Source organism: Paenibacillus sp. DMB20 (genome assembly GCF_000987955.1).
GTDB lineage: Bacteria > Bacillota > Bacilli > Paenibacillales > Paenibacillaceae > Paenibacillus_AQ.
Window position 1 is genome coordinate 48,069 of the sequence record NZ_LAZU01000012.1, and the last position, 25,236, is coordinate 73,304.

Annotated in this window: 21 protein-coding genes and 3 pseudogenes; 11 read left to right on the plus strand and 13 right to left on the minus strand. The window is 49.5% G+C overall.

All coding sequences use genetic code 11. The annotated features are described in order from the left end of the window. The first annotated feature begins 213 nt into the window (after positions 1-213). Positions 214-1,680, plus strand: coding sequence for an alpha/beta hydrolase family protein (locus XI25_RS03925; RefSeq protein WP_046677464.1), 1,467 nt, complete (start codon positions 214-216; stop codon positions 1,678-1,680). A 91-nt stretch (positions 1,681-1,771) separates the two neighbouring features. Here the strand turns inward: XI25_RS03925 and XI25_RS03930 are convergent, their stop codons facing one another. The 7 genes and pseudogenes from XI25_RS03930 to XI25_RS03960 all read right to left on the minus strand — a co-directional run bounded on the left by XI25_RS03930 (position 1,772) and on the right by XI25_RS03960 (position 10,643). Then, a complete protein-coding gene (locus tag XI25_RS03930; RefSeq protein ID WP_046677465.1) occupies positions 1,772-2,650 on the minus strand; it encodes a sugar phosphate isomerase/epimerase family protein in 879 nt (292 codons plus the stop codon). 20 nt (positions 2,651-2,670) lie between these two features. Beyond that, positions 2,671-3,696, minus strand: a complete 1,026-nt coding sequence (locus tag XI25_RS03935) for a Gfo/Idh/MocA family protein (RefSeq protein WP_052759440.1) — start codon at positions 3,694-3,696, stop codon at positions 2,671-2,673. Positions 3,697-3,724: 28 nt separating this feature from the next. Continuing rightward, positions 3,725-4,519, minus strand: coding sequence for a M55 family metallopeptidase (locus XI25_RS03940; protein ID WP_046677466.1), 795 nt, complete (start codon positions 4,517-4,519; stop codon positions 3,725-3,727). Continuing rightward, entirely contained in the window at positions 4,516-6,192 is a 1,677-nt protein-coding gene (locus XI25_RS03945; RefSeq protein WP_235439642.1) for an extracellular solute-binding protein, read from the minus strand. Before XI25_RS03945 ends, XI25_RS03940 begins: the two co-directional genes overlap by 4 nt. A gap of 74 nt (positions 6,193-6,266) precedes the next feature. Then, complete coding sequence (locus XI25_RS03950) at positions 6,267-7,142, minus strand: carbohydrate ABC transporter permease (protein ID WP_046677467.1); 876 nt, start codon at positions 7,140-7,142, stop codon at positions 6,267-6,269. 31 nt (positions 7,143-7,173) lie between these two features. Continuing rightward, positions 7,174-8,117, minus strand: a pseudogene (locus XI25_RS03955) (ABC transporter permease). A gap of 201 nt (positions 8,118-8,318) precedes the next feature. Next, on the minus strand, positions 8,319-10,643 hold the full coding sequence (locus XI25_RS03960; protein WP_046677468.1) for an AraC family transcriptional regulator: 2,325 nt from the start codon (positions 10,641-10,643) through the stop codon (positions 8,319-8,321). Positions 10,644-10,850: 207 nt separating this feature from the next. Between XI25_RS03960 and XI25_RS36080 the strand changes: the two genes are divergently transcribed. Then, a complete protein-coding gene (locus tag XI25_RS36080) occupies positions 10,851-11,288 on the plus strand; it encodes a hypothetical protein (protein ID WP_327204719.1) in 438 nt (145 codons plus the stop codon). Continuing rightward, the gene (locus XI25_RS36085; protein WP_327204720.1) at positions 11,195-11,770 is read left to right on the plus strand and encodes a proline dehydrogenase family protein; all 576 of its coding nucleotides are present in this window, start codon (positions 11,195-11,197) and stop codon (positions 11,768-11,770) included. The genes XI25_RS36080 and XI25_RS36085 overlap by 94 nt, the downstream gene beginning before the upstream one ends. Here the strand turns inward: XI25_RS36085 and XI25_RS03970 are convergent, their stop codons facing one another. The 5 genes and pseudogenes from XI25_RS03970 to XI25_RS03985 form a co-directional block, all read right to left on the minus strand. Continuing rightward, the gene (locus tag XI25_RS03970; RefSeq protein WP_046677469.1) at positions 11,771-12,046 is read right to left on the minus strand and encodes a hypothetical protein; all 276 of its coding nucleotides are present in this window, start codon (positions 12,044-12,046) and stop codon (positions 11,771-11,773) included. A gap of 184 nt (positions 12,047-12,230) precedes the next feature. After that, on the minus strand, positions 12,231-12,908 hold the full coding sequence (locus XI25_RS34075; RefSeq protein WP_235439643.1) for a stalk domain-containing protein: 678 nt from the start codon (positions 12,906-12,908) through the stop codon (positions 12,231-12,233). Beyond that, a complete protein-coding gene (locus XI25_RS34080) occupies positions 12,838-13,335 on the minus strand; it encodes a DUF4163 domain-containing protein (RefSeq protein ID WP_235439644.1) in 498 nt (165 codons plus the stop codon). Before XI25_RS34080 ends, XI25_RS34075 begins: the two co-directional genes overlap by 71 nt. 38 nt (positions 13,336-13,373) lie before the next feature. Further along, positions 13,374-14,250, minus strand: a pseudogene (locus XI25_RS03980) (DUF3298 domain-containing protein). Continuing rightward, complete coding sequence (locus XI25_RS03985) at positions 14,243-14,764, minus strand: RNA polymerase sigma factor (protein ID WP_046677470.1); 522 nt, start codon at positions 14,762-14,764, stop codon at positions 14,243-14,245. Before XI25_RS03985 ends, XI25_RS03980 begins: the two are co-directional and overlap by 8 nt. A gap of 307 nt (positions 14,765-15,071) precedes the next feature. On the opposite strand from XI25_RS03985, the gene XI25_RS03990 reads away from it, so the two are divergent. The 7 genes and pseudogenes from XI25_RS03990 to XI25_RS34090 all read left to right on the plus strand — a co-directional run bounded on the left by XI25_RS03990 (position 15,072) and on the right by XI25_RS34090 (position 22,271). Further along, positions 15,072-16,364, plus strand: coding sequence for a sugar ABC transporter substrate-binding protein (locus tag XI25_RS03990; RefSeq protein ID WP_046677471.1), 1,293 nt, complete (start codon positions 15,072-15,074; stop codon positions 16,362-16,364). Between the two features lie 34 nt (positions 16,365-16,398). After that, positions 16,399-17,720, plus strand: a pseudogene (locus tag XI25_RS03995) (ABC transporter permease subunit). Then, complete coding sequence (locus XI25_RS04000; protein ID WP_046677472.1) at positions 17,721-18,554, plus strand: sugar ABC transporter permease; 834 nt, start codon at positions 17,721-17,723, stop codon at positions 18,552-18,554. A 99-nt stretch (positions 18,555-18,653) separates the two neighbouring features. Then, positions 18,654-19,568 (plus strand): LacI family DNA-binding transcriptional regulator, encoded by a 915-nt coding sequence (locus XI25_RS04005; RefSeq protein WP_046677473.1) that lies wholly within the window; start codon positions 18,654-18,656, stop codon positions 19,566-19,568. A gap of 26 nt (positions 19,569-19,594) precedes the next feature. Next, complete coding sequence (locus XI25_RS04010) at positions 19,595-20,938, plus strand: alpha/beta hydrolase (protein ID WP_046677552.1); 1,344 nt, start codon at positions 19,595-19,597, stop codon at positions 20,936-20,938. Continuing rightward, positions 20,938-21,780 (plus strand): alpha/beta hydrolase, encoded by an 843-nt coding sequence (locus XI25_RS34085; RefSeq protein WP_235439646.1) that lies wholly within the window; start codon positions 20,938-20,940, stop codon positions 21,778-21,780. Before XI25_RS04010 ends, XI25_RS34085 begins: the two co-directional genes overlap by 1 nt. Beyond that, complete coding sequence (locus XI25_RS34090; RefSeq protein ID WP_235439647.1) at positions 21,759-22,271, plus strand: hypothetical protein; 513 nt, start codon at positions 21,759-21,761, stop codon at positions 22,269-22,271. The genes XI25_RS34085 and XI25_RS34090 overlap by 22 nt, the downstream gene beginning before the upstream one ends. Before the next feature lie 168 nt (positions 22,272-22,439). On the opposite strand, the gene fabF is transcribed toward XI25_RS34090, so the two are convergent. Further along, entirely contained in the window at positions 22,440-23,678 is a 1,239-nt protein-coding gene (fabF, locus tag XI25_RS04020; protein WP_046677474.1) for a beta-ketoacyl-ACP synthase II, read from the minus strand. Between the two features lie 571 nt (positions 23,679-24,249). Between fabF and XI25_RS04025 the strand changes: the two genes are divergently transcribed. Then, positions 24,250-25,206, plus strand: coding sequence for an acetamidase/formamidase family protein (locus tag XI25_RS04025; RefSeq protein ID WP_046677475.1), 957 nt, complete (start codon positions 24,250-24,252; stop codon positions 25,204-25,206). The last annotated feature ends 30 nt before the right edge of the window (positions 25,207-25,236 follow it).

A 25,236-nucleotide genomic window follows, 5' to 3' on the forward strand; every position in this document is an offset into this window, starting at 1 on the left:
TTTTTCACCTTGATCGGGCTGGAACCTTTAGGGGAATTTGTTACGGGGAGCCTTCGGCGTATCTTTCCTTGGACGAAGGGATGTGAAATACTTTGTTTTTTTTTAAACCATTTTTAAACAAAATTGCAGCCTTCTTTTAACCTTCAACCTCTATTATGGTTACATGGTCCGTATATATCTTTTACATGGACGATGGATCAGGGGGAGGAACGTATGAGAATATTTGAAATGCTCTTGGCGGGAGCCTGTCTAATTCTGCTGAATTATTTGGTTTTCTTCAGGAAACCGGCATCCAAAACCGGAACGACCGCGGTCCTGGGCACGATGGTCCTCGGCTTGTTAGTGGCCCAACTGTTTGCGGAGGGATATCGTTGGCAGATGGCATTCATCTACGGCATCGCCGTGATGCTCCTCATATGGTGTGCGGTCCGAAGTTTAAGGACCGCCGCGCCGAATGCGGCAAAACCAAGGAAATGGCTGAGGTACAGCCTTTACACTGCCGGGATGGTCTTTTTGGCCGCTTCGGTTTTGTTATCCGTCGTTGTACCGGTCTTTCGTCTGCCCGAACCTTCGGGGAAATATCAGGTTGGCGTCAAGGACTTTCATCTCGTAGATCCTGACAGAGAAGAGACTTTCACGGATGATCCCGGCGACCGCAGAGAGCTTATGGTCCGCGTGTGGTATCCGGCCGAGGCCGATAAGAAACTGAAGCAGGCCACGCTGTTTCCGGAAGACGGTAAAGCCTTTGACAAGTTGATGGAAGCATACTCCGGAGGACTGGGAGTTCCAACATTTTTCTTGGACTACTTTAAATATATCGGGGCCAACGGCTATAAAGAGGCAAAAGTACTGCGCGGGACGGCTCCGTATCCTGTCGTGATTATCAGTCACGGCATGGGGACGGGAACGTGGTACCATACCGCCCAAGCCGAAAATCTGGCCAGCCACGGTTACGTCGTGGCAGTGATAGACCATACCTACAGCACGATGGTTACTATCTTTCCGGACGGCAGAACCACGGGGTTCAAAACCGAGATCGACGAGAACGCCTTTTATGAGGATGCAAGCAGAATCGGCAAGGTATGGACCGAGGATGTGGGGTTTGTGATCGAGCAGTTGGAGCGGATGAATTCCGGCGATGTATCCAGCGGGCTGGAAGGAACGCTCGATATGCGGCATATCGGAGCCATGGGACACTCGTTCGGCGGCGCGACGGCTTTTAATGCAGCCTATTTGAACGATAAAGTCCTGGCCGGAATCAATATGGACGGCTCGCTGTATGAGCTGAAGGACCGGAAACAGATGGACAAACCCTTTCTGTTCATGAGGGTGGCGGACTTTATGGACGCGATTGAACAATATAAGAAGCAACCGGATGCAGACCGGCAATTATTAAAAAATATATCGGAAGAACTGTCGATTATGGATGAGGTTTCCCGGAAAAAAGGGGACTTGCTTCTGCTTAAAGGAGCCGGTCATTACAATTTCACCGACTTGCAGCTGTTCCCGAAATTCGTCAGTTGGATGGGGATGACCGGAAAAATCGACGGACAACGGGGAGCGCAGATCGTGAACCGATATGTCCTGGATTTCTTCAACAAACATCTGAAAGGAATCGAGAGCACGCTGCTGAACGGACCGGACGAAGCGTACCCGGAAGTGGAGTTTTACGCAAGATAGAAAATGATGATGTTGTTCCAAAAGGCAGAGGCCCCGGATTCGGGGCCTTTTGACTTGAGTTTCATAGCCTGCTTAAGGTATTCGACTCTTCTTAAGCGTTTGAAGCCGTTTCATGGATAAGCCGCTTTAGGCTTTCTACGCATTCCTCGGAAGCGGCCCATCCGCCTTCAGAGAAAGCATAGCCCGCCGGACGCTTCAACTGCGCTTCGGATAATTCCGCCTGCAATCGGTAATGCGTTTCCACAACCAGATACCCTTCATATTGGTCCATCATGAGCCTGCGCAGCAAACCCCGATAATCGACTTCACCTTTTCCGATGGCGACGCCTTTGACGCCGTCCGGCGTTCTTACCGCATCTTTCAAATGGATATGGCATATTTTTCCCTTTAAATACTCATAACCGTCCGGATAAGGAATTTCCCCGTCAGGGTCCCATACATCATTGCCCGGATCATACAGGGCCATCACGTTAGGCGATTGGACCGCATCCAGTATGATTCGTACCTTCCCGGCATTGCTGGCGTAAACGCCGGGATCAAATTCCAATGCGAATATTCTGTTCTCTTTTTCAAGCATAGGTGCGATTCCGCGGATTTGCTCAACAATGGACGGAAGCGCCTTTTCGAAAGTTTCTTCGGCCCAAAAGCTGAAACCGCGTATGATCGGCGCTCCTAGCTTCTTGGCAATTTCAATCGAGCGTTGGAGAATGGATAGGTGCTCCCGCACCTCCTCCGGTTGACTTAGGCGACATTTGAAAATGGGCGTGGATAACGCGCACACGGACAGATGGTTTTGCGTGATAAGCGCTCTAATCGACTCCACCTGTTCGTCGCTCCACGTTTGAATCGTTTGCCCTTCGATCGACCGGAGCTCCAGCGTCTTCATTCCATGCCGAAGAGCAAACCCAATGGCTTCCTCAAGGCTTTGAGATACTTCGTCCGTTAGGATTCCAAGCCGAAACGGAGACATCCGCATCCCCCTTGCGCAGATTATAGTTTGACTTCCCGACCCGTCCTTGCCGACTCGTAAATGGCGAGTATTAATTTAACGGCCTTGCTGGCTTCCTCGCCTGTTATCATGGGATCGCGATCTTCTTTGATCGCTTGGATCATGTCATTCATCAGAATATAATGGCCGTCCGCCGAAATGTTCGCTGCATCGCTGCTGGCGGATGCGGTTCCTTCCACGTCCGGAACGGATGGCTCGCCGTCCATAAACGCCCACTGTTTTATTCCGCTATCCGCGAAAACGATGCTCCCTTTCTCCCCGTGGATTTCAAAGCGGGTTTCTTGTCCCGGCCAGACGGATGTCGTTCCTTGGATGACCCCATAGGCTCCATTGACGTATTTCACGACGGCCACGGCCGTGTCTTCGACTTCAATATTCCGGACAAGCGCTGCGGAACGGGCAAATACGGATTCGACATCCCCGACGATCCATTGGATCAGATCAATGCCATGCACCCCTTGATTCATTAGAGCCCCGCCGCCATCGAGCTCCCATGTTCCTCTCCAGCCGGCACTGTCGTAATATTCCTGGCTCCGGTAATATTTCAAATACGCATCCCCGAGCACGAGCTTGCCAAGCTTGTTTTCTTGAACGGCCTTTCGGGCGGCAATGGCAGCCGGGAACGTTCTCCGCTGGTAGATAACGCCCAGCTTGACCCGTTCCGCCCTGGCTTCATGAATCATCCGGTCCATCCTTTCGACCGTGATATCCAGCGGTTTTTCGCAGAGAATATGTTTTCCGGCTCTTGCCGCGGCAATGGCCACCTCCGCATGTTTGCCGCTGGGCACGCAGACGCAGATGACATCGATGTCCTTACGCTCCAGCATTTCCCGGTAATCGCCATAAACCGAAGGTATGCCGTGTTTCTCCGCCAGCTTCCGGGCGTTCTCTTCGACCACGTCGGAGATGGCAACCAGTTCCGCTTCCGGATTCTCCGCTGCCGCTTTCGCGTGGAACGAGCTGATCACTCCGGCTCCGACGATGGCAAACCGTAATTTTTTTATCATGCCGTGCTCCTCCGTCTGAACATTGTATTTACAGCGCTTTCGAAAAAAGGCCCACCAGGTTGGTATCCTTGTATAGAATGGTTGACCCGTCCAATCTGATCTGATGGATGCCATCCGTGGGGATCGAATCCGCCAAATCCGTGCTCATGTATCGAACCTTCAATTCATAAGGGCCCGGGTTCGTATGCGGCGTGCACCGAGCTTGGTTGATTAAGGCCTGCCTCACGGCTTCCCGGATTTCTGTATTTACCAGGGATGGGGGCTTCAGTAAGGCGCTGTGTCGTCCCCATGCCCTTTTTGTCTGGTAGGTCGCCGTTCCGGGCAGCACGTTTTCCGCCTCCTGACAGGTTTTGTCGTCGCCTGTGACGAGCAGGACGGGAACTCGGTGCAGCCCCAACAGCAAGCTGTCTATGCCGATTTCGCCGATGGGCTCTCCGTTTAATTCCATTCCCATAAAGGTCGTGCTGGAAAAAGTATGGTCCCGAACGGCATGTTTCGTGCCCGCCATGGCATGATAACCGAGAAGAATGGCGCCGTTGAAGGAGGAGTCCAAGCCCGGAAACCGTTCCGCGATCCTGCTGGCTCCCATAAAATACGAAGCGCCCGGATGAAGCCGGTCTATCCTTAGATTAAACCCGGAGGCATGCATGTCGCGTACAATAATCTCCGATGCTCCGGCTTCCAGCAATCCCTCCACGACGGCATTTACTTCCTCCGTCATCAGGAGGCGCGCTTCTTGATAGAAAGATTCCCCCTGCCGAAGCTGTGAGGGCAGCACGATGCCGGAAATCCCTTCCATGTCCGCACAAACGTAGATTTTCAACTTGATCCCAGCCTCCCATGGTTCTGATTCGTACTTTCGGCAAGGAGTCCCGATTCGTTAAAATTTATTTGCTGAAGTGTTGTGGCGAATTTAAACGGCTTACTGCCACTTCGGCGTGATCCCGTTTGCTTTAAGAGCTTCATTGACTTCGGTAATGATCTGTTCCCCGCCTTTTTCCTTCCATTGATCGACCATGCATCCCAATCATCTATCGATTTTTCGCCGAAAATCATTTTGGTTTGTTCATTGAACAAAAACTTGTCGAGCTCGGATCCTTTGGCTGCCCGGGTTTCCGAATAAACGGCGTTTACCGGGTTCACGTAATGCTTGGTTTCGGCATGCATTTTCTCGAATTGCCCGGCTACATCGCGCAGGAGCGGAATGGTATATTCCTTGGAGTATCCGTTGGCTTCATCGCTCGGCGCCCACATCCGGTTGTCGGGCAAATAATTGTAGGGCGAAAGGCCTTTTTCATCCAGTTCCCTTCTTATGTTTCCATCCTCCATGGTGTAGCCTTGTCCTTCATGGCCGTTCAGCCAATCAAATTCCGTATTGGTCGGGACGCGATCTTCAATCGGATAAAACGTGCGGCCGTAATCAATCATTTCCAGAATCCGTGCCACCTTTTCCGGTTCGCTCTCCAATTTGGAACTTAACATAATCGTTCCGTAAAACCCCATGGAGGTTCTGTACCCTTGCGAACCATCCGGCGCTTTGAACGGAGGAATGGGCGCAAGTTTGGCGTCGGGAATGCTGTCGACCAAGCCCTGCATCCAGGTCGGATTCATGCCCCGGGGCGTCCCGATGAAAATCCCGGCCTTTCCGCCGTAAAATTCTTTCGTGTTTACTTCCGTCCAGTTCAAGACGGCAAAATCTTTCGTTATGGCGCCCTCTTTATACAAGTCAGCCAGAAACCGAACATGCTCCTTGCGGACATCGGAGATAAATCCCGGGATGAGCCTTCCTTGATCATCTTTGTGATACCAGGCTTGAGCATCCCAATAGGCTCCCATTTCATAGGACGGATTGATGTTTTGCGCCATGGTTAATCCATAGGTATCGTCTTTTCCGTTTCCGTCGGGATCGTTTTTCGTGAAGGCGATGGCAACCTCTTTCAACTCGTCATAGCTGGTCGGCATGGCCAGTCCCAATTTATCCAGCCAGTCCTGCCGGATCATGGGGCTCAGCTCGTAGTTTTGCGGCAAATATTTCTGAATGGCATAAATATTATTGTTCACGGTAACCGTTTTGCGCACGTTTTCCGGCACAAGTTTAAACGTCGGATATTTATCTAAATAGTCATTAAGGGGTAAAAATGCGCCTTGCTTAGCCCATTTGTAGAAGTTCGAATCCGGGCCTTCCGTGACGATAATGTCGGGAATTTCATCCGATGCAACCACGGCGCTAAGTTTCGCGTCGTAATCGGAACGAACCACGTATTGAGGCTTGAAATCGACATTGAATTTCTTGTTGATCATCTCGATGCCTTTGCCGTTCTGCGGCGGAATTGCACCATAACGGTAGTCAATCATGCGAATCTCGAATTTGGTTTCTTCCGGCGACTTGCCGTTCGAGGCAGATTCTCCCGTTGAGGCCGCATCTTTCGTACCGCAAGCCGCCATCGACAGCACCAGCGAAATGCTTATACCTAATCCCGCGAATTTTTTGATCATAACCTTGCACCCTCCTCGTAATTGTTGATGATCGGTTTGATTGTCCGATGCGCTGCAGCGATGCCTTTGGCTTGCTAGCCCTTCACTGAACCAAGCATCACCCCCTTGGCAAAATGTTTTTGCAGAAAGGGATACACGATCAGAATGGGAACGGTAGCGACGATGATTGCCGCCATTTGGACGGTTTCGGCGGGCGGCGCGTTCTCCAGCAATATTTGTCCGTTGCCTAACGTGCTCAGCGCTTCGTTGACCACGACGATTTGTCTTAGAATGACTTGAATCGGCCAGAGGGCGGGATCATTCAAATATAAAATGGCGGAAAAGTAATTGTTCCAGTGATAGACCGCATAGAACAAGCCGAACGCTGCCAAAGAGGGCTTCGAAAGCGGCAAAATGATCCGCAAAAACGTCTGGAGGTCATTCGAGCCGTCAATTTTCGCGGCTTCGCTCAACTCGCCGGGTATGCTCATGAAAAATTGCCGCATGACGATCAAATTGAACGGGGTGACGGCGACCGGCAGAATCAACGACCAAATCGAATTAAGAAGTCCCGTTTCTTTGACGACCAGATAAGTTGGAATCATCCCCGCGGAGAACATCATCGTGAACAGGACCATGAATAAGACGGTTCTTTGGCCAAACACCTTATAGGACAACGTATAGGCCAGCGTAGAGGTGAGCAGCAGGTTCACGAACGTGCCCAGCAGAGTGACAAAGACGGTAACGAAAATCGATCGAATAAAGGAACCCGAATTGAAAATGAATGCGTAGGCTTTGAAATCGATGGACTTCGGAATGAGATAAAAATCCCTGTTCATGTATTCGGTATAGGATGATAAGGATACGGATACAACGTATAAAAACGGCAACAGCATCATTAGCGATACCAGCAGCAGGATGATGATGTTTACCGCATCAAACAGCTTGTTGGATATCGATCGATCCCTCACGACAGCAGCTCCTTTCCGGTTCGGTTCAACATTAAAATACGCCTTCTTCCCCAAACTTTTTGGCCAATTTATTCGCCAGGATCACCAGAATGAGGCCGATCATTCCTTTAAACAGGCCTACCGCCGTTGCGAAGCTGTAGTCCGACTGCTGAATGCCTTTGAAATAAACGAAGGTATCCAGCACGTTTTGCGAGTCCTGGTTCAGCGGGTTCAGCATCAGGAAAATATGTTCGAATCCGCTGTCCATCACCTGCCCCAACCGCAGAATAAGCAGGATGACGATCGTACTGCGGATGGCGGGGAGCGTAATGCTCCATATTTGTCTGAGCCTTCCGGCTCCATCCATGTTGGCCGCTTCATAGAGCTGCGGATTTACGCCCGATAACGCTGCCAGAAAAATGATCGTTCCCCAGCCGGATTCCTTCCAGATCACTTGCAGAACGACCACGGGTTTAAAGTAATCGGGATTGGTGAGGAAAGGTATGGCATTCCAACCGAACATATCATGCAGAAGAACGTTGATGATTCCTTCACTCTTTAGAAACACGATGCTTATCCCGACAACCACGACCCAAGACAGGAAGTGGGGGAGATAAATAACGGATTGCAGGAATTTTTTGTACGTCTGGTTGCGCAGTTCATTAAGCATTAACGCAAGTATGATCGGTAAAGGGAACGCAAAAACGATCTGCAAAAAAGAGATATACAGCGTATTGATGATGACTTTAAAAATTTCCTCGTCCTCAAAAATCCGCCGGAAGTGCGCCATCCCCACCCATTCGCTTTTAAAAATTCCCTGAAACGGATTGAAATCGACAAAGGCCAAATAGGAGCCTGCCATCGGAATATATTTGTATAAGAGAAAGTAAAGACGCCCGGCAGTCCGATAAGAAGAAGGTACCTCTCTTTCCAAATCCGTTGGGCCGTTGCCTGCCATTTCGATTGTTTGACCTGCAGAATGGGCTTGGCGGTCAATTGTGTTTTCAATAGCACCCCTCCTTTAAGGTTGTAGTTGAATATGGGCAATCCATCCGATTGGAAGCGCTGCCATTCCTTTGTCATGCCATCAATACTGCCAGCTACTGAAATGAAACTCAATAATCACTTCCGATTTGCAAAAGATAAATAAAACGCAAGAAAAGCTAAACGTAAAAAGAGCGGAAAAATAGCGCAGAATCAGCATTCTGCGCTTTGATCGCTACCCGGATCGTTTTTGATTTCCCTGAATTGCTTGCGGTATTTTCCAGGCGGCATGTGAACGGTCTGCTTAAAGATCCGGTTGAAATTTTGGACGGAGGTATAACACAGCTTTTCGGAAATGTCTTTAATGGGGATATTGGTATGGATCAGAAGCTCTTTGGCTTTATCCATTCGGTACCGGATCAAGTAATCGCTGAAATTAACGGAGGTCTCCTCTTTGAACATCCGGCTGATTTGGGAAGGAGAGAGCTCAAACCGATCGGATATCTGCTGCAAGGACAGGTCGGTATCATAATGTTCGTGGATATGGAACAGAATTTGCCGCACAAGTTTTTTTTGCTGGGAAACCTGCTTGCTGCGGATATGTTCAATCACTCCCGGAAAAATATCATGGATAAACCATTCCGTTATTTCGTTCAAACTGGTCATTCCATTGAGATCGCTGTATCTGTCCCTCGGTAAAAAAGAATTCTCATCCAGGCCCAACTCCTGGATATGAACCTCGATTTCCCCGATCAAATAAGTAAATAATCCTCTTGCGGCTTCCACGTTATTCATCACCTGCGGCACCATCTGCTCCATTTCGTACAGACGGTCCTTGGCCTTTTCCAGATCGCCTTGAAGGATGCCATTCACTATGGATTTCTGAATTTTAAAGATCGAGGCTCTTGATTTCTCAACGGAGGATTGAATGTCCTCGGGTACAATGAGCTGGTTCGATCCCAGCAATAACCGGTAGCCCAGCAAATCTACGGCCTGCCGATAACCCTCGCAGATGTTTCTGTAGTCTCTCACGGGCTGGCTTACAGCCGCGGTAACCGTGAACGGAAAGAACTGGTTGATTTTATCTATAAAATGCCTGGTTAAATGTCTCAGGGTTTCCTCGGACTTGTCCGTCACCTTCTCCATTCCGATAATGACGGCAATTTGATTGGAAACGGGCATGGAGGTGGCGAAGAAGAACCGGGGTTCTTCCTCGTAAGTTTCAATAATCATTTTCCGTAAGGCATACCAGAGCAGGGCGCGGTCTTTTTCCTCATAGGTTTCCTTGAATAGAGCATATTTGTCCAGTTCGACAACGCAAACATAGAAAAAGCCGCTTTTTTCGAAGAACCGGTAGCTGTCCATTTTTTTAGCATAATCGGAATCGATTTCCCCGCGCAGAAGCTGCTGCAGCAAGGCTTCTTTTAAATAAGGGATTTGTTCATTGATTTGGCTCTGCAAATGGTCGTTGGCGGAAACCATGTGCTGAATAAAAGAATCGAGCGCTTTCAGGCTGTCCTTCGGATGAGGGACCGTTTTTACCGCGAGCGGGATTTTGCTGATCAGCGACTCAATGGGAACGTGCAGCCGCTTGGTGCCGAAATAGACAATGAACGCCCACAGGATCGCAAGCACGAGAACCATGAGCCAGGTAAGCTTGACGATCCATTGGGATTTGGCGGTCAGCAGGCTTGTCTCGGTTAGCGAAATAAAAGACCAGTTATTCATGACGGATTTCTGGGAGGAGAACTGATATTCTTTATTATCCAGCGTGAGCGATCTTGCGGAAAGGCTTGGGTTGCTCCACAGTTGATACAATTGCGAGGAGTACAGCCGTTTTCCGATCTCTTCGGGGTTCTGGCTTGCGACAACCTTGGCCTGATCGTCCAGAATGAGGACCCTGCGGTTTTCTCCCAGCCCGGATTCTTGAATCAGGGACACGAGCAGGGACGTTTCCACATGGAAAATGATATAGCCGTCCGGTTCATCCGCATAAAACAGCGGTACGGGCCGTGCAATAAGAATTTCGGATTGATTGGGATAGGTATAAGGCGACACGATCAACGGAAATTGGTCCGGGTTTCGAAGACGCTTGATCAGATCGGAATAAGGAAACTCGTCTTCAGGGATGAACCCGTAGCGATTGGAATGGATTTTTCCGTACTTGCCGAAAACAAGCGAGACATCGTAGCTGATTTCGGATGTGCTTCTCTGTTTTTGAATCAGGTCCAGAATTTCCGTAAACAGATCATAATTCTTCATCGAAGGCCCGGCCTCCATGAGCTTCTCCATCATGGTATTGTTGGCCAATTGAATGGAATCGGTTTCAATCGTTTGCAGGAAGCGGTCGGCTTGGTACTGAACCTGGTTTAATACAACCTGATGATTATGGTCAACCTCTTCCTGAACGGCATTGGTAGCGATGGAAGAAGAGACAATGCCCAGCAGCAGCACGGGAACGATGCTTAAAATCAGCGTGTAAAAATAGAGGATCCTCTTGAATGAGGCTTTTTTAGTGCCAATGAATCTACTAAACATGACGCCTCTCCTTTAACCGGAATAAGTTTCCATTCATGTTGGAGGTCTTTTTGCATTCGTCATATTCTTTAATAATAGGAACGGGAGTCTTGAAATGGCAAGAGCTTTTCTCAAAATTTGAAATAAATGAGCCGGAGGCTGCATAAATCCGCGAACGGCGCATTTGATTACAAGGAGGACATAAGTCACCGGAAGGGGGAGGCCCTAATGGATGCAACGGAGCTTTATCGGAAAGTCATGCTGACCATATCCGGCAGCAGGCTGGTGGAACGTTTAACCCTAAAATACTGCAAAAGAATGGCCCGTAAATTCATTGCCGGCGATACGCTGCCGGAAGCGCTTGAGGAAACGGAACGCCTGAACCGGCTCGGCATCATGGTTACCCTTGATCATCTTGGGGAAGGAATCGCTTCCCTGGATCAGGCGGACGGATATAAGGAGCAGTATTTAAGGCTGTTGGAGGGGATTGCCGAGCGCAAAGCCAATGCAAACGTGTCCTTAAAGCCGACCCAGATGGGGCTGTCCCTGGAGCCGGAGGCTGCTACGGCAATGTGCGGGCGGTCGCGGCCAAAGCGAAGGAGCTTGGCAATTTCGTGCGTCTGGATATGGAGGATTCCCCGTTTACCCAGGCTACGATCGATATGACCCTGCGGCTGCACAAAGAAGGCTTGAACAACGTGGGAACCGTTCTTCAAGCCTATTTGTTCCGTACGGCGGAAGATGCCAAAGCGCTGATGAAGGCGGGGATCCATCTGCGGCTGGTCAAAGGAGCTTACAAAGAGCCGGGCAGCATTGCGTATCAGAGCATGAACGAAATCATCGAGAATTATAAAAAGATCATTAAGCGGCATCTAGACAGGGAAACGTATGCGGCGGTTGCGACCCATGACGACCGGATTATTAACTGGGTCAAGGATTATTCGGCCCGCCATGGCATTCCGAAGGAGAACTACGAGTTCCAGATGCTATACGGACTGCGCATGAACGACCAGGCCGAGCTGGCCCGGCAGGGTTACCGCATCCGCTGTTATATGCCGTACGGAACGATGTGGTACCCGTATTACACGCGGCGCCTTGCGGAGAAGCCGGGCAATTTGATGATGGTGCTCAAAAATATGTTCAAATGATCACCGGCTTGCTTTATTTTCGGCCGTGAGCTTATACGCGGTTGAGGCTAGCAGGACGTACATCAATCCGTATAAAATCCAGGCTGCCCAATTGGCCTGCAGCGTTTCAAAATCGCTTGCAATGAAGAGAAGAGGCAGCAAAAAGGCGGGAATTGCTCCCCAAAACCATTTTTTCCGTAACCAGACCGCGGCAGTCCCGAAAAAGACTGCAAGCAAAGGACAAATGACAAGCACGAGGACAAGAGGGTTTAGCCTTTCAAAAATGATCAAAATCATAAGTACCCCCATTAAAAAAGTTTGGTTGCCGGGGAAAATCATTTCGCTTGTTCTTAAGTTTATTATAAATGAAATAATAGGTTAAACCTATGCATCTCACAGAAAAAAGCCCTTTACACCCGGGAGGTGTGAGGGCTTAGCTTTGAGCCTCTTATGAAAGGGTATAGTCCTAAGCGGGCTGGGATTACTTCAGCGTGACTTCCATGTTTCCGTTCTGGATTTTCGTTATGCTTGCATGAAGAATGTCCGTAAGGAAATTGAGCGGCACGTACACGCGTCCTTTGCTCATTACAGGAGCCGCGCCCAGCTTCAGCGGAGCCATTTTGCCGAAAAAGTATGCGTTCTTGCCGACCGTGACCGAGGTCCGCATGGCGCCTTTGCTGATCTCGGCCGTCTTCGTTTTGCCGTTCCATTTCACCTTGAATTGAAGTTTATGCAACACATCGGCAAGCGGGATCATGACCGTCCCGTTATCGGCTTTCAGAATGGATTTCGAAGGGATCACGGCAGAAACGGCGGCTTCGGCTTTGCCGGGAAGAGCAATCCGGAATTCAGGCGTACCGGTAGAGCCCGGCGCGATGCTGTATTCCTGGAAGACGATAACCGCCCGGTTCCCGGACACGTAGAAGTCTTGCTCCGCATGGATGCCCTGGAATCCGTCCTTGCCTTCAAAATAATTCTCGGGGCCGGCTGCGATAGCCGCCTTGATCTTGGAGTCGATTATCTGCTTGTATTGATTTCCAAACAAGCTTTCCAAGGTTACCCGCGCGGCTTCCTTCTTGTTCAGGAAGTTATAGGTGTCTACGCGCTGGGCCGGAGCGTTCCCGGTCGAAACCTCGGTGATCACCTTCAGTGAAATCAAGTTGGAAACGGGGCCGGTCCGTCCGAGGCAACTTCGTAGCTGATGTTAAGTTCATAAGGATGCATGGCGGAGCGTTCTTTTTGGCCTTGAGTGCACCTTCCTTGGCTTCCTTCTCCCAACGGGCCAAATCCTTGGAAGCGTGGGATTCGATGATGCCGTTCAGCTGTGCCTGGTATTTGGCATCCTTCAGTCCATGGAATACGGGAATACGGATGCTGGTTTTAAGCGAGCTTTCGCCGGACTTCAATGTCTTATGGGTAAGCAGTTCCTGGATCTTGGCCACTATAGGCGACGACTGGCGAGCTGCAGGGGAACCGGCGTGGACCTCTGTCACGAAGCCGGCTGAGCCGGTGAGGAGAAGGGCTCCTGCCAAACCTGCGGCCACGAGTTTTTTCTGGAATGGAGAAACGGATTTGAATGTTGTCATGGGGATAGCCTCCTAAAATGTATGTTATACATGGTTTTTTACTTGATATATTCGTTGCTGACCAGAATATCCGAGAGCACTTCCGTCGGGATGGTGAATTCTACTACGCCCATGTAACCAGGGGCGACATCGTACTCGTTGAAGGAGATGACCAGCTTGCCGTCAGCGTTTATATAAAAGTTTTGATCCTTGGAGATGCTCTCGAAAGGAGTCACGGGATCGTCCTCGGTCGATTCGACCCAATAGATTTTGTCCGGGTCGGCCTGCATCTGCTGTTTCATCTGCTGTTTAATGTTTTCGCTGATCACCCGGACATAGCTGTCGTCCTTGAAGAGGCTCGGAAGCGTAATGACAAGCTTCTCCTGTTTATCGATCGTATCGTAGACCCTGGTTTCGGCGGACGAGCCTGCGGCTGTCACGACATAGCGGGAAAGGGTCAGCAGCCGGTCGGTATTCGTTACGATCTCATATCCGCTGTCGAGGCTCATATGGGCCTTGCCGTTATTCTTCTCAAGCTTGGCGACCTCGTCCTTAAAGGACTCGTACAGCTTTTTGTTTTCCTCCGCATATTTGCTGTTCAGCGCTCCCTCCAGAGCCGGATTGTCCAGCTGCGTGAGGGCCGGCGTCTCGATATGGGCCTCCGAGGAGTCATCCCGGTGGGAGAACTCCTGGATGGTGATGACTTTAACCAGACTGCCTAGGACAGGAACCTCCGACATTGCGGCGGCAAACGCGGGGCTGGTATTTACTCCTCCGGCAAAAAGGATAAAGGCGGCGGCGGCCCCTGACAGCGCCTGTACGGCGGCACGGCGTTTTTTTTCTTTGCTTGATGGCTCTTTTGACGACCATGTTTAATTCTTCCGGTATCGGTATGGATTCATGCTGTTGTTTCATTTGATGTAAACGCTCATCCATGGCGGGACACCTCTTTCATTTGTTCTTCTTCCTCCAGGCTGATCCGTAGCTTTTTCAGCGCCTGATAAAGCCTTGTTTTGATCGTGTTTACATTTTCCTGAAGAACTTCCGCGATATCTTCGATTTTCATATCTTCAAAATAGCGGAGGATGACGACCGTGCGGTATTTCGGCGGCAATTCGTCCAGCGACTCGGCCAGGTCGATATTGCGGTACGTATCTTGAACGCCGGGGATATACGTTTCCAGGATATCATCCTCCATGACGTGCACCTTTTTCTTTTTCCGTAAATAATCTAGTGACGTGGTTACCACAATGCGGTAAAACCAGCTTTTCACCGAACCCTTGTTTTGCAGTTTATCCATGGATATGAATGCTTTATGGATGGCGTCTTGAACGATATCAAGCGCATCCTCTTTATTTCCGACATAGCTGTAGGCCAAACGGTAGACGCTGTCTTGATGTTCCGTAATACAGTCTATCAGCAGCTTCTCCAGCTTCCGTTTGCTTCTCATGAGATTATGACACTCCTTTGCTGCGCGCCAGCGAACAATTGCAATCGACTTTACACATGCAAGACGTGCGGGGGCGGGCAAAAAGTTTGGACTTGGCGGAAAATTTTTTTGGAGTAATCAATCACCCCATCAATCAGGGCCGTCCTTCATAAGATTAACGAAGATAAACGCCGATAGGGAGCCGCAAAAATTTACAATTGAATTGCTGTTGACATAACGATAAGGGGGAAGTTATCATAGAAGCGAAATCACTTAAACGTTTCAGTACTTAAACGTTTAGGTAAACATCCAAGAAGGAGGGAGCATATTGTCAAAACGAATGTTTATTGCCGCTGTTATTACGGTTCTGTTCAGTTTTTCGTTTTTGACGGGATGCGGCAAGACAGCAGCCCCGCCTGCCCAAGAAGAACAAGGGACCCGGGAGGAGCAGCAACCTGCAGGCCAGGGAGAGCTGCAGCCGGAGGCAGGAGCCGAATTGCTGGTGTGGGAGTCCAAAGGCCCCGAATTGGACTATCTGAAAGCGGTATCAGCGGAATTTGAGAAAGAATATGGCGTAAAGGTTAAAGTGGAAGCGGTTCCCGCTATAGACAGCGTGAAAAAGCTGACGACGGATGGACCTGCGGGGATCGGGGCGGATGTCTTCTCGGCGCCGCACGACCAGATCGGAAATGCCGTGGCGGCCGGCCTTGTGCTTGAGAATGATGCGTTCGACGAGAAAGCCGCGAGCGAGTTTATGTCGAGCGCTATCGATGGCGTGACGTATCAAGGCGTTCTTTACGGATTCCCGACGGCCATCGATACGTACGCGCTATTTTACAACAAGAAGCTTATGGGCCAAGCGCCCAAAACCTACGAAGACATCGTCAAATTCGCTGAGACCTATAACGATCCCGAAAACAAAAAATTCGCCTTGCTGTGGGATGTCTCGCAGTTGTATCAATCGTATTCATTTCTGGCGGGTTACGGCGGATACGTATTCGGAAATAACGGGGAAGACGCGAACGATATCGGCTTGAATAGCGGGGGAGCGATCGAAGGGGCCAAGTTCCTGCAGTCGCTGAAAAAAATCCTTCCCATCAACATTAACGATTTAAACGACAATATCATTACGGGTTTCTTCCAGGAGGGCAAAGCGGCCGCGATCATCAACGGACCTTGGCTGATTTCGAACTTATCAACGGCAGAGATGGATTATGGAGTCGTTCCGCTGCCTTTGCTGCCGAATGGAGAACGCCCGGTAAGCTTCTCGGGGATAAGGGCGCTATATGTCAATTCCTATACGAAATATCCTGCCGCCGCCAAGCTGTTTGCCAGTTATGCAACCAACAAGGAAAACTTGACAATGCGGTTTGAAATGACGGCACAGCTTCCGCCGAGGAATGATCTGACTTTAGATCCGATCATTACGAACAATCCGGATGCGCTGGCATTCCTTGAACAAGCGAAACATTCCACGCCCATGCCGTCCATTCCGGAAATGGGGAACGTTTGGCAGCCGGCGAGCGCTGCGTTCGCATCGATTTGGAACGACGACCAAGACCCGGCTGCGGCACTGAATAAAGCAGTAGAACAAATCAAGACAGCCATTACGAAGCGTTAATTCATGCTAAAAAATATTAAGGCGGTTGTAAGAAATGCATGTAAATCAAAATGCTCGCTGTAATCGTCACCGGAACCGAGCCGCCATGTTATCTTTGCTTTTCATAGGATTGGGTCAGCTTTACAACAGACAGTACCTTAAAGGCCTGATATGGATGACGGTTGCCCAATTGTTCTTCTGGAGTTACTATCCCTTGGCGAATCGGGCGATAACCGGGCTCATATCCTTGGGAGAGGTGCCTACCCGAATCATAAAAGGGAAGGTCGTTCAGGGGGATCATTCCATTTTCCTGCTCATTCACGGAATTATTGCGGTGATCATCATTCTTTTGTTTCTCGGCATGTATGCCATGAATGTTTACGATGCGAAGAAGAATGGGGAAATCAGGGATAAAGGCGGCCAGGCTCCCGGATTCATGGCTTCTTTAAAGAAAGCGAAGTTTCGGAACCTTCCTTACTTGCTGCTGGCGCCTGCCGCGCTCTTCGTTTTGTTTGTGACGGTACTGCCGCTAGTGTTTAATGTTTTGATCGCGTTTACGAACTATTCCGCTCCGGATCATATTCCCGACCGTTCTTTGGTCGACTGGACCGGGCTTGCAGCGTTTTACGATTTGTTCGCACAAAAAGCATGGCGCTCCACTTTCTTGGGCATAGCGGTCTGGAACTTGATCTGGGCTACGGTTTCCACGGTCTCGGTATTTTTTAGCGGTCTGATTCTGGCTATGATGGTGAATCATCCGCGCATCAGATTTAAAAAGTTTTGGAGAACCGCATTTATTTTGCCTTGGGCCGTTCCCCAATTTATTTCGATATTGGTTTTCAGGGTCTTGCTGAACGGGTCGTTTGGTCCGGTGAACGATTGGATTGCCAGCCTAGGTTTTTCGCCCGTCCCTTGGCTCTCGGACCCGACCATGGCCAAAATTACGATTATTTTAGTCAACTTGTGGTTTTCGACTCCTTTTCTAATGGCGTTAATGTCAGGGGTGCTCACCACGATGCCGCGTGATTTGTACGAAGCCGCGGAGGTCGACGGCGCTTCGGGAAGCCGCAAGTTTTTCAAAATTACGATGCCTCTGGTGATGCTGGCTACGGCTCCCATACTGATCATGCAGTTTGCATTCAACTTCAACAATTTTAACCTGATCTATATGCTCACCGACGGCAATCCGAATCAACCGGATTATTTCTACGCGGGAAGCACGGATATATTGATCTCTTGGATTTATAAGATGACGCTGAATCAGAGCCAATTCAACATGCTTCCGCCGTATCCATCATCATGTTCCTGTTGATTGCGATTTTCTCCTTATGGAATTACAAGCGGATGGGTTCAAATCGAGAAGAGGACTGGATCTAAATGTCAAAATTAAAAAGCAATTTGGTCGTCGCCGCCATTTACGCGGTGTTTATCGTACTGTTGATAACCACGGCATATCCGCTTATCTGGGTTGTTGGCACCTCCCTGAACCCGGGAAATGCTTTGTTGGTCAGCAAAATGTTTCCTGATGATCCGTCATTCGTTCATTATGCGGAGCTGATTCGGAATACCGATTTTGTCCTGTGGTTCGGCAATACGCTCAAAATTGCCGCTGCCAATGCCATTCTATCGACCGTACTGGTTGGAATGACGGCATATGCCTTCTCCAGATTTCGCTTCAAGGGCAGACAGCAGGGGCTGATGACCTTGCTTGTCCTGCAGATGTTTCCCGGCTTTTTATCCATTATGGCGATTTTCGTGCTGCTGCTGCAGACGAAATTGCTCGATACGCATCTGGGTTTGATTTTAATCTACGCTGGCGGTTCGATTTCCATGGGAACATGGGTGATGAAAGGTCATTTCGACACGATTCCCAGAAGCCTGGAAGAAGCGGCTTTTATGGATGGCGCAACAACCAGGGATTCCTTTTTCAAAATCATACTTCCGTTATCCTTGCCGTCCATTACCTTTGTCGCCTTGAACAGCTTTATCACACCGTTCATGGATTTCATTCTGCCGCAAATCGTGCTGAGGTCGCCGGAAAAAATGACTCTTGCGCAGGGGCTGTACAGCATGGTTGCCAACGAGACCAATTCCAGCTTCACCATTTTTGCCGCGGGTGCCGTCCTTGTGGCGCTGCCCATCACGCTCCTGTACATGTACTTTCAGAAGTACTTGATCCACGGCATGACGGCCGGAGCGGACAAAGGTTAGCTCTTTTCGCCTTTCTCATTTTGGCTAAATTGACTTCAAAAGCGCTGGTATGATTAAATAACCTTAAACGTTTAAGCCAAATGAGAGGTCGGATCAAGCATGAAAAAAACAACCATCAAAGACATCGCGAAAGCGGCGGATGTTTCGATCGCGACGGTGTCCTATATTCTAAACAATGTAAAAAACCAGTCCATTTCCGATGAGACGCGCGTCAAAGTGCTGAAGATCGCCCAACAGCTTAAGTACGTGGCCAATAAATCAGCCCAATCCTTAAAAATAAAAAAGACGGGTCTCATCGGAATATTATTGTTCAACGATGTTCATGAGAGTCCCGGATCCGCATTAAAGTATGCAAAAACGATCTATAAGATCGAGCAGTTGTGCGGAGAGCTTGGGTACCATGTCATCTTCATGCAAATCGGCGCTGCCTCGCAATCGTACCAGGTCATTATGGAACGAAATTTGGACGGCGTATTCTTAATCAATGTGGATCAGGAAAGGTTCTATGCCATCTCCAATCAATTTGGATTCGGCATTCCCGTGTTTATCATCGACAGTTACATTGAAGACTCGTTGTTTCATAAAATCATGCCGGACTTTGGGCAAACCTTTGCACAATCCCGGACTTTGCTGGGCCAATCGCCTGAATTTCTGATTTTGGATTCCTATAACAATGACGACTTGCTGAATACGGTTAAACGCCAATCGGGACTAGATGAAAGCAGGATTTACGTATATGGGGATGATGACGGGCTAAACGCTTTTTTGTTGAAATTTAAGGATAAGCCCGGAATCGTGCTGAACGATTTCTTGGCGAACGAAGTTTGGAAGAGGCATAAGCAGATGCTGGCATGCTGTACCTGCCACTGCCCGGAAGTGCTTGCGGACGACATGATGAAATTAACGTTCGATTTGAATGACTACACCGAAGTTGTAAATATGATGGACAGTTATATTAACGATGCGGCGTATGTCAACGAGGAGAAGTTTTTCTTATTGACCGTCACATCGTGATTACGAGTGATGAGGAGAATGCGAAAGTGGATTCGTCGCGGTTGATTGCAATCAAAGATTTTTATTCGGAGATATTGAATAATAAGAGAGACATGTTTGTTTACTTGCCTCCGAGTTATAACCAAAATGAAGAGAAACGTTATCCCGTATTATACATGCACGATGGGCAGCACGTCTTTTTTGCCGATCAGAAGGGCGAATCCTGGGATATCCATCGGATTGTGGATCAGCTGACTGCTGAGGGCAAAATGAAGGAAATCATCGTGGTCGCCGTATCCCATATCGAAGATGCCAGGATTGCGGAATATATGCATTCGATCCCCGGAGGATACGATATTTTCCATACCGACAATCAGGGCGAATTATACGAGGAATTTCTCGTTCGCGAAGTCAAGCCGTATATCGATGCAACCTATCGGACGCTTACGGATAAGGAACATACGGCACTTATGGGATCTTCCGCAGGAGGTTTGGTATCCTACAATATCGGATTCCGTCAATCGGAGACGTTTGGAATGATCGGAGCGCTTTGTCCGTTTTTCGTGAGCGTAGACCTGGATACCATGGAAGACCGATGGCTGAGCCATGTGTATACGGAGAAAAAGGATCTGAAGATTTGGATGGACGTCGGAGACGCCGAGGGCTTTACCGTCATGGAGAAGCATGTGCGGCAGGTCGTCGATGTTCTGATCTCCATCGGCTTTAAGCCGGGAGACGATCTCATGTACTACTATGCCGTAGACTCCGGTCATTCCCAGAAGGATTGGGCCGCAAGGGTTCACGCGCCGCTGATCTACTTTTTCGGAGATATCGGGAAGCCCGTTCATGTCGAGCTGCGCGGCCCGGAAGCCGTAGGGCTCGAGGGACCCGTGCGAACTTTGAATCCGGTTGTACACTTCGACAGTGGTTTTATGATGACGGATTTAAACGGGAGATATGAAGTAAATGATCCCGATCTGCTGGAAGTTACGGCAGACGGAAAACTCCTTCCCCAAAAGATTGGGAAAGCTGCCGTCACCTATATGAATCAACAGTTAAAGGCGTCATTGGATCTCGCCGTGGTTCCGTTCATATCCAATAAGGCTACCGTTCGCATGTTCGTAAAAGTTCCGGCATCCACGCCGCCGACCGATAAAATTTACGCAGGCATCGAACTGCCGCGGATTCACGACCAGCTCTACGGCGGAACCTTTCAGGTGCCGCAGGATATGTCATTCGAATTCCGCATATCCAGGGGGTTGGGCAAGCATGAGACCGACCGGTGCGGCCGGGAGGTCCCTTATCGCAAATTCACGGTTTCGAACGGGTTGATCTTGAATTACGAAGTTGAGAATTGGGTTGATTGTCCACCCGGGAATGAGGTGCGTTAATGGAAAACCGCTCAAGCCTTTTAACTATTAAGGATTTCCATTCGGCTTTTTTGGATAATCGGCGGGACCTGTTCGTTTATTTGCCGCCCGGTTATCAGCAAAACCCGATGAAGCGCTATCCTGTGTTGTACATGCATGACGGACAGAACATTTTTCAACCGGCATTCAACGGTTATTCCTGGAATGTCCATGAAACGGCGGATCGGCTGATTCAGGAGGGGCGCATCGAAGAAATCATCGTTGTGGGGATTTCCAATATGGGGTTGGAACGGGCAAACGAGTTTACCCACGACCTGGAAGGAGTGCATTATCGGGACGATAAGGTTGAAATCCGGCCGTTGGGACAAAAATATGAGAATTTTCTGATTGAAGAGGTCAAACCGTATATCGATGCCGTGTTCCGGACGAAGCCGGATGCCGAGCATACGGCCCTGATGGGTTCCTCCCGCGGAGGACAGGTAACGTATCATATCGGGCTCCGGCGCCCGGATGTTTTCGGCAAGCTTGGCATCATGTCCCCTTATTTTTACTGCGTGGACCCGGCAACGTTGGAGGAGTACCCGCAATATCATGCTTTCGGCACGAAGCAGCCCGTTTCCCGCTTATGGATCGATTTAGGCAGCACCGAAGGGGTTTTGGTGATGGTAAAGCATGTGCGCGAAGTGGCCGAGAAGCTGGTTGGTTTAGGGTACGAAGCCGATCGGGAGCTTATGTATCTTTATGAACCGGACGCGGCCCATGTAGAAAAAGACTGGGCGGCCAGGTTGGCATCTCCTTTGATTTATTTTTACGGAAATAAGGGGAGCGGGCGTCTTTATCGTTGCACGGCAGCGACGAGATAGGAATCCGGGGCCCGGCAATCCAGCTGAATCCGATTCTGGAGTCCGATCATGGCTTGAAGTCGACGCTGCTGCGGGCAACCTATGAAGTTCAGGATCCTGGAATCCTGGAAGTCGCGGATGACGGAACCCTAGTCCCGAAAAGCGAAGGGGAAACCGTGGTAACGGTCCGGCATCGGGGGCTTCGGGCAAGCAAAGCCATACGGGTCGTTCCGGAAATGCCTAAGTTTGTGACCCTGCATATGATCGTTCATGTCCCGCCAAACACGCCGGACGACGCTAAGATTTATGCATGGTTTCCTTTGAAATGCAATTCGGACAAGGGATTTTATGAAAATCAACTGCGGATCCCCCTTCATGCGGAATTCGTATTCCAGGTGACGAGAACGGATGGGGCGGTCGGGATGGATCGCGACGGAAAAACGATAGAGCGCAGGTATAAAGCCGCAGCGGCAGGGACCATCGAAATCCATGTGGAGCAATGGTCTCTTTAAAATGATGATTCCTTAACATTGAAATGAACATGCCATGTGCCCCGACTGCCGTCGGGGTCTTTTTTTAGATATAAACCGCTTGAGTTCCGCATACGGATCCCGGAAAAAAAAAAGCCCCGGATCCGGGGCCTGTTGAGAGTTCGCTTGGTGATTCGCCTGCATTGCTGTTTACATTTCAAACTTCCTGATCACAATCGCCGAATTATGCCCTCCGAAGCCAAAGGAGTTGGAAATGCCGACCGTCAGATTTGCCGTTCTCGCCCGGTTCGGGACATAATCGAGGTCGCATTCGGGATCGGGCGTCTCCAGGTTGATGGTGGGCGGAATGATCCCCTCTTGCAGGGACTTGACCAGGGCAATCGCTTCAATGGCTCCGGAAGCGCCAAGCATGTGGCCGGTCATGGATTTGTTGGCCGTGACGGGAATGCCGTAAGCCGCCGATCCGAAAACCTGCTTGATGGCCGTCGTTTCCGACCGGTCTCCGATCACCGTGCTTGTCGCATGGGCGCTGATCAGGTCGATATCGCCGGGAGAAAGGCCGGCTTCCGCCAAGGCCGACTTCATCGCCCGGGCTGCTCCGCTGCCGTCTGCCGGAGTGGCGACCATATGATAAGCGTCGGAGCTTGCCCCGTAACCAATCACTTCGCCGAGGATTGGCGCGTTTCTCCGCAGGGCGTGCGTAAGGGATTCCAGGATGAGGATGCCGGCTCCCTCCGCCATAACGAATCCATCCCTCCCCGCGTCGAAAGGCCTGCTGGCCTGCTCAGGCTGATCGTTCCGGGTGGACAAAGCCGTCGCATTCGCAAAGCTGGCCAGCGATATGTCCGTTAGCGCCGCTTCCGTTCCGCCGACAACGATGATGTCCGACCTTCCTGCCTGTATATTGAAAAAAGCTTCGCCGATCGTCGTGTTCCCGATGGAACAAGCCGTTACGGGAGAAAGCGAGCTGCCAAGCGCGCCGTATTTGATGCTGACCACCGCTGCCGCCATATTGGAAATCATCATGGGAACGAGCGTGGGACTGACCCGCTCGGGACCGCGCGAGGCGAGCAATACGCTTTGTTTCATAAGGGTCCCTATTCCTCCGACGCCGGAACCGATATATACGCCCAAACGTTCCCGGTTGATCTTATCCAGCCGAAGACCGGAACTGTCGAAGGCCTGCTCCGCGGCTGCCAAGGCGAACTGGCAGAAGCGGTCCAGACGGCGCGCTTCCTTGGCGCCGAAGCGAGCATTGGCGTCAAAATCGCGGACGGCACCCGCGATTTTCACTTTGTGTTTTGACGTATCGAATGAATCTATGCGCGAAATCCCGGATTGTCCTTGAACCAGACGGGACCAGAAGGAATCCGCGTCGTTGCCCAGCGGGGAAATGACGCCCATGCCGGTGATCACTACTCTTTCCATGGGATAACCTCCTTAAAGAAATTGATAAACTTGTCATTCTCAAGGTTATGATGTCATGTATGTTATCCTATTACAAGATAGGGTTTATCCTAGTATAATTACTGCTATCATATTATTCGATGTCACAGCGAAGCGTAAATTATTAACGGTTAACGTAGGCGTCAGGAGCCTTGTCCGCTACTTGATTCAAAACAATGTTATGTTCAAGAATCGCCTTTTGCTTGCAGAGCACAATTGTGTATCCTCCCATTTCATCAACGACTCGCTTTACGATATCATCTCCATTTCCTCATATCCTGAAGTTGTAATCGTAACAAATGTTTCGTTATCTGTTCGGGGAGTGAATATCCACTCGACCCCGGTTGTGTCCGACATCCGAAACACCGTACATCTCTCAATCCCAACGGACATGACTTCCCGCTTCTAATTTTCTATTTCTTTTAATAGTAATAATAATTACTTTATGACGAAATTAAGATTGACAAGTAGAGTAATTTTTATTACTTTATAAAGTAATAAAACGATTCATTTTTGCCAGATTATTCATAAAATCATGTGAGGAGTGTGGATTATGTCAAGTATTCACTACCTAAAGCCAGAGCTTGATACACTTCACGGTTTTTTCAGCAAAGATTTGGAACCGGCATTGAAGATTGATTCGGGTGATACAGTTGTATATCAGACTCTGGATGCCGGCTGGTGTTTAGAGAATCGCTCAGCACCGGGACTACCCAGAAGAAAATTCACCGAGAGAAAAGAAGGCAGGGAGTGTAAAGAGTTTGGCCATGCACTTGTAGGTCCGATCTATATTAATCAAGCAAAACCGGGTCAGACCCTCGAAATTGTAATCAATGAAATTGTTCCTGGAACATGGGGATGGACATCGGCAGGAGGTTTTCCAAGCTATTGGAATAAAAAAATGGAACTGGCAGAAGAGAAGGAAGTAACATTGGATTTCGAACTGGACATTGAGCGGATGGTCGGTAGAAGCAAGTTTGGTAATTTTGATTACAGCGTTCCTTTAAATCCTTTTATGGGCATTATGAGGATGCCTCCTACAGAAGAGGGAAAACACACAACTTTTATACCGCGGGCTTTCGGTGGGAATATGGATTGTAAAGAACTGCAAGCTGGAACCACCCTGTATTTGCCGATTCCGGTAGAAGGCGGACTGTTCTCGACGGGTGATGGTCATGCTGCACAAGGGGACGGAGAGGTTTCTGGCCCTGCTCTGGAATGTCCAATGGATAAGGTTAGCTTAACCTTTCATGTTAGAGATGACATGCCTTTAACGATGCCTCGAGCGAAGACTAAAAACGGATGGCTGACGATGGGATTCCACGAAGATCTAGAGGAAGCTATGTGGATCGCTTTAAATGGAATGCTGGACCTGATGATGACAACGTATAATATTTCACGTGTAGAGGCTTATGCTTATGCGTCGTTGACTGTAGACCTTCGAATCACCCAAATCGTCAATTTTTCAAAAGGAGTGCATGCTTTTCTGCCATTTCAGGCACTTCGTTGATCCATGACTTCATAATAAACAAACCGCTGA

What these genes read in the sequence shown, in the direction of transcription:
- XI25_RS03925 (WP_046677464.1), top strand. Translation starts at nt 214, where the DNA reads ATGAGAATATTTGAAATGCTCTTGGCGGGAGCCTGTCTAATTCTGCTG.
- XI25_RS03930 (WP_046677465.1), bottom strand. Translation starts at nt 2,650, where the DNA reads ATGTCTCCGTTTCGGCTTGGAATCCTAACGGACGAAGTATCTCAAAGC.
- XI25_RS03935 (WP_052759440.1), bottom strand. Translation starts at nt 3,696, where the DNA reads ATGATAAAAAAATTACGGTTTGCCATCGTCGGAGCCGGAGTGATCAGC.
- XI25_RS03945 (WP_235439642.1), bottom strand. Translation starts at nt 6,192, where the DNA reads ATGATCAAAAAATTCGCGGGATTAGGTATAAGCATTTCGCTGGTGCTG.
- XI25_RS03960 (WP_046677468.1), bottom strand. Translation starts at nt 10,643, where the DNA reads ATGTTTAGTAGATTCATTGGCACTAAAAAAGCCTCATTCAAGAGGATC.
- XI25_RS36080 (WP_327204719.1), top strand. Translation starts at nt 10,851, where the DNA reads ATGGATGCAACGGAGCTTTATCGGAAAGTCATGCTGACCATATCCGGC.
- XI25_RS03970 (WP_046677469.1), bottom strand. Translation starts at nt 12,046, where the DNA reads ATGATTTTGATCATTTTTGAAAGGCTAAACCCTCTTGTCCTCGTGCTT.
- XI25_RS34080 (WP_235439644.1), bottom strand. Translation starts at nt 13,335, where the DNA reads ATGACAACATTCAAATCCGTTTCTCCATTCCAGAAAAAACTCGTGGCC.
- XI25_RS03985 (WP_046677470.1), bottom strand. Translation starts at nt 14,764, where the DNA reads ATGAGAAGCAAACGGAAGCTGGAGAAGCTGCTGATAGACTGTATTACG.
- XI25_RS04000 (WP_046677472.1), top strand. Translation starts at nt 17,721, where the DNA reads ATGTCAAAATTAAAAAGCAATTTGGTCGTCGCCGCCATTTACGCGGTG.
- XI25_RS04005 (WP_046677473.1), top strand. Translation starts at nt 18,654, where the DNA reads ATGAAAAAAACAACCATCAAAGACATCGCGAAAGCGGCGGATGTTTCG.
- XI25_RS34085 (WP_235439646.1), top strand. Translation starts at nt 20,938, where the DNA reads ATGGAAAACCGCTCAAGCCTTTTAACTATTAAGGATTTCCATTCGGCT.
- fabF (WP_046677474.1), bottom strand. Translation starts at nt 23,678, where the DNA reads ATGGAAAGAGTAGTGATCACCGGCATGGGCGTCATTTCCCCGCTGGGC.
- XI25_RS04025 (WP_046677475.1), top strand. Translation starts at nt 24,250, where the DNA reads ATGTCAAGTATTCACTACCTAAAGCCAGAGCTTGATACACTTCACGGT.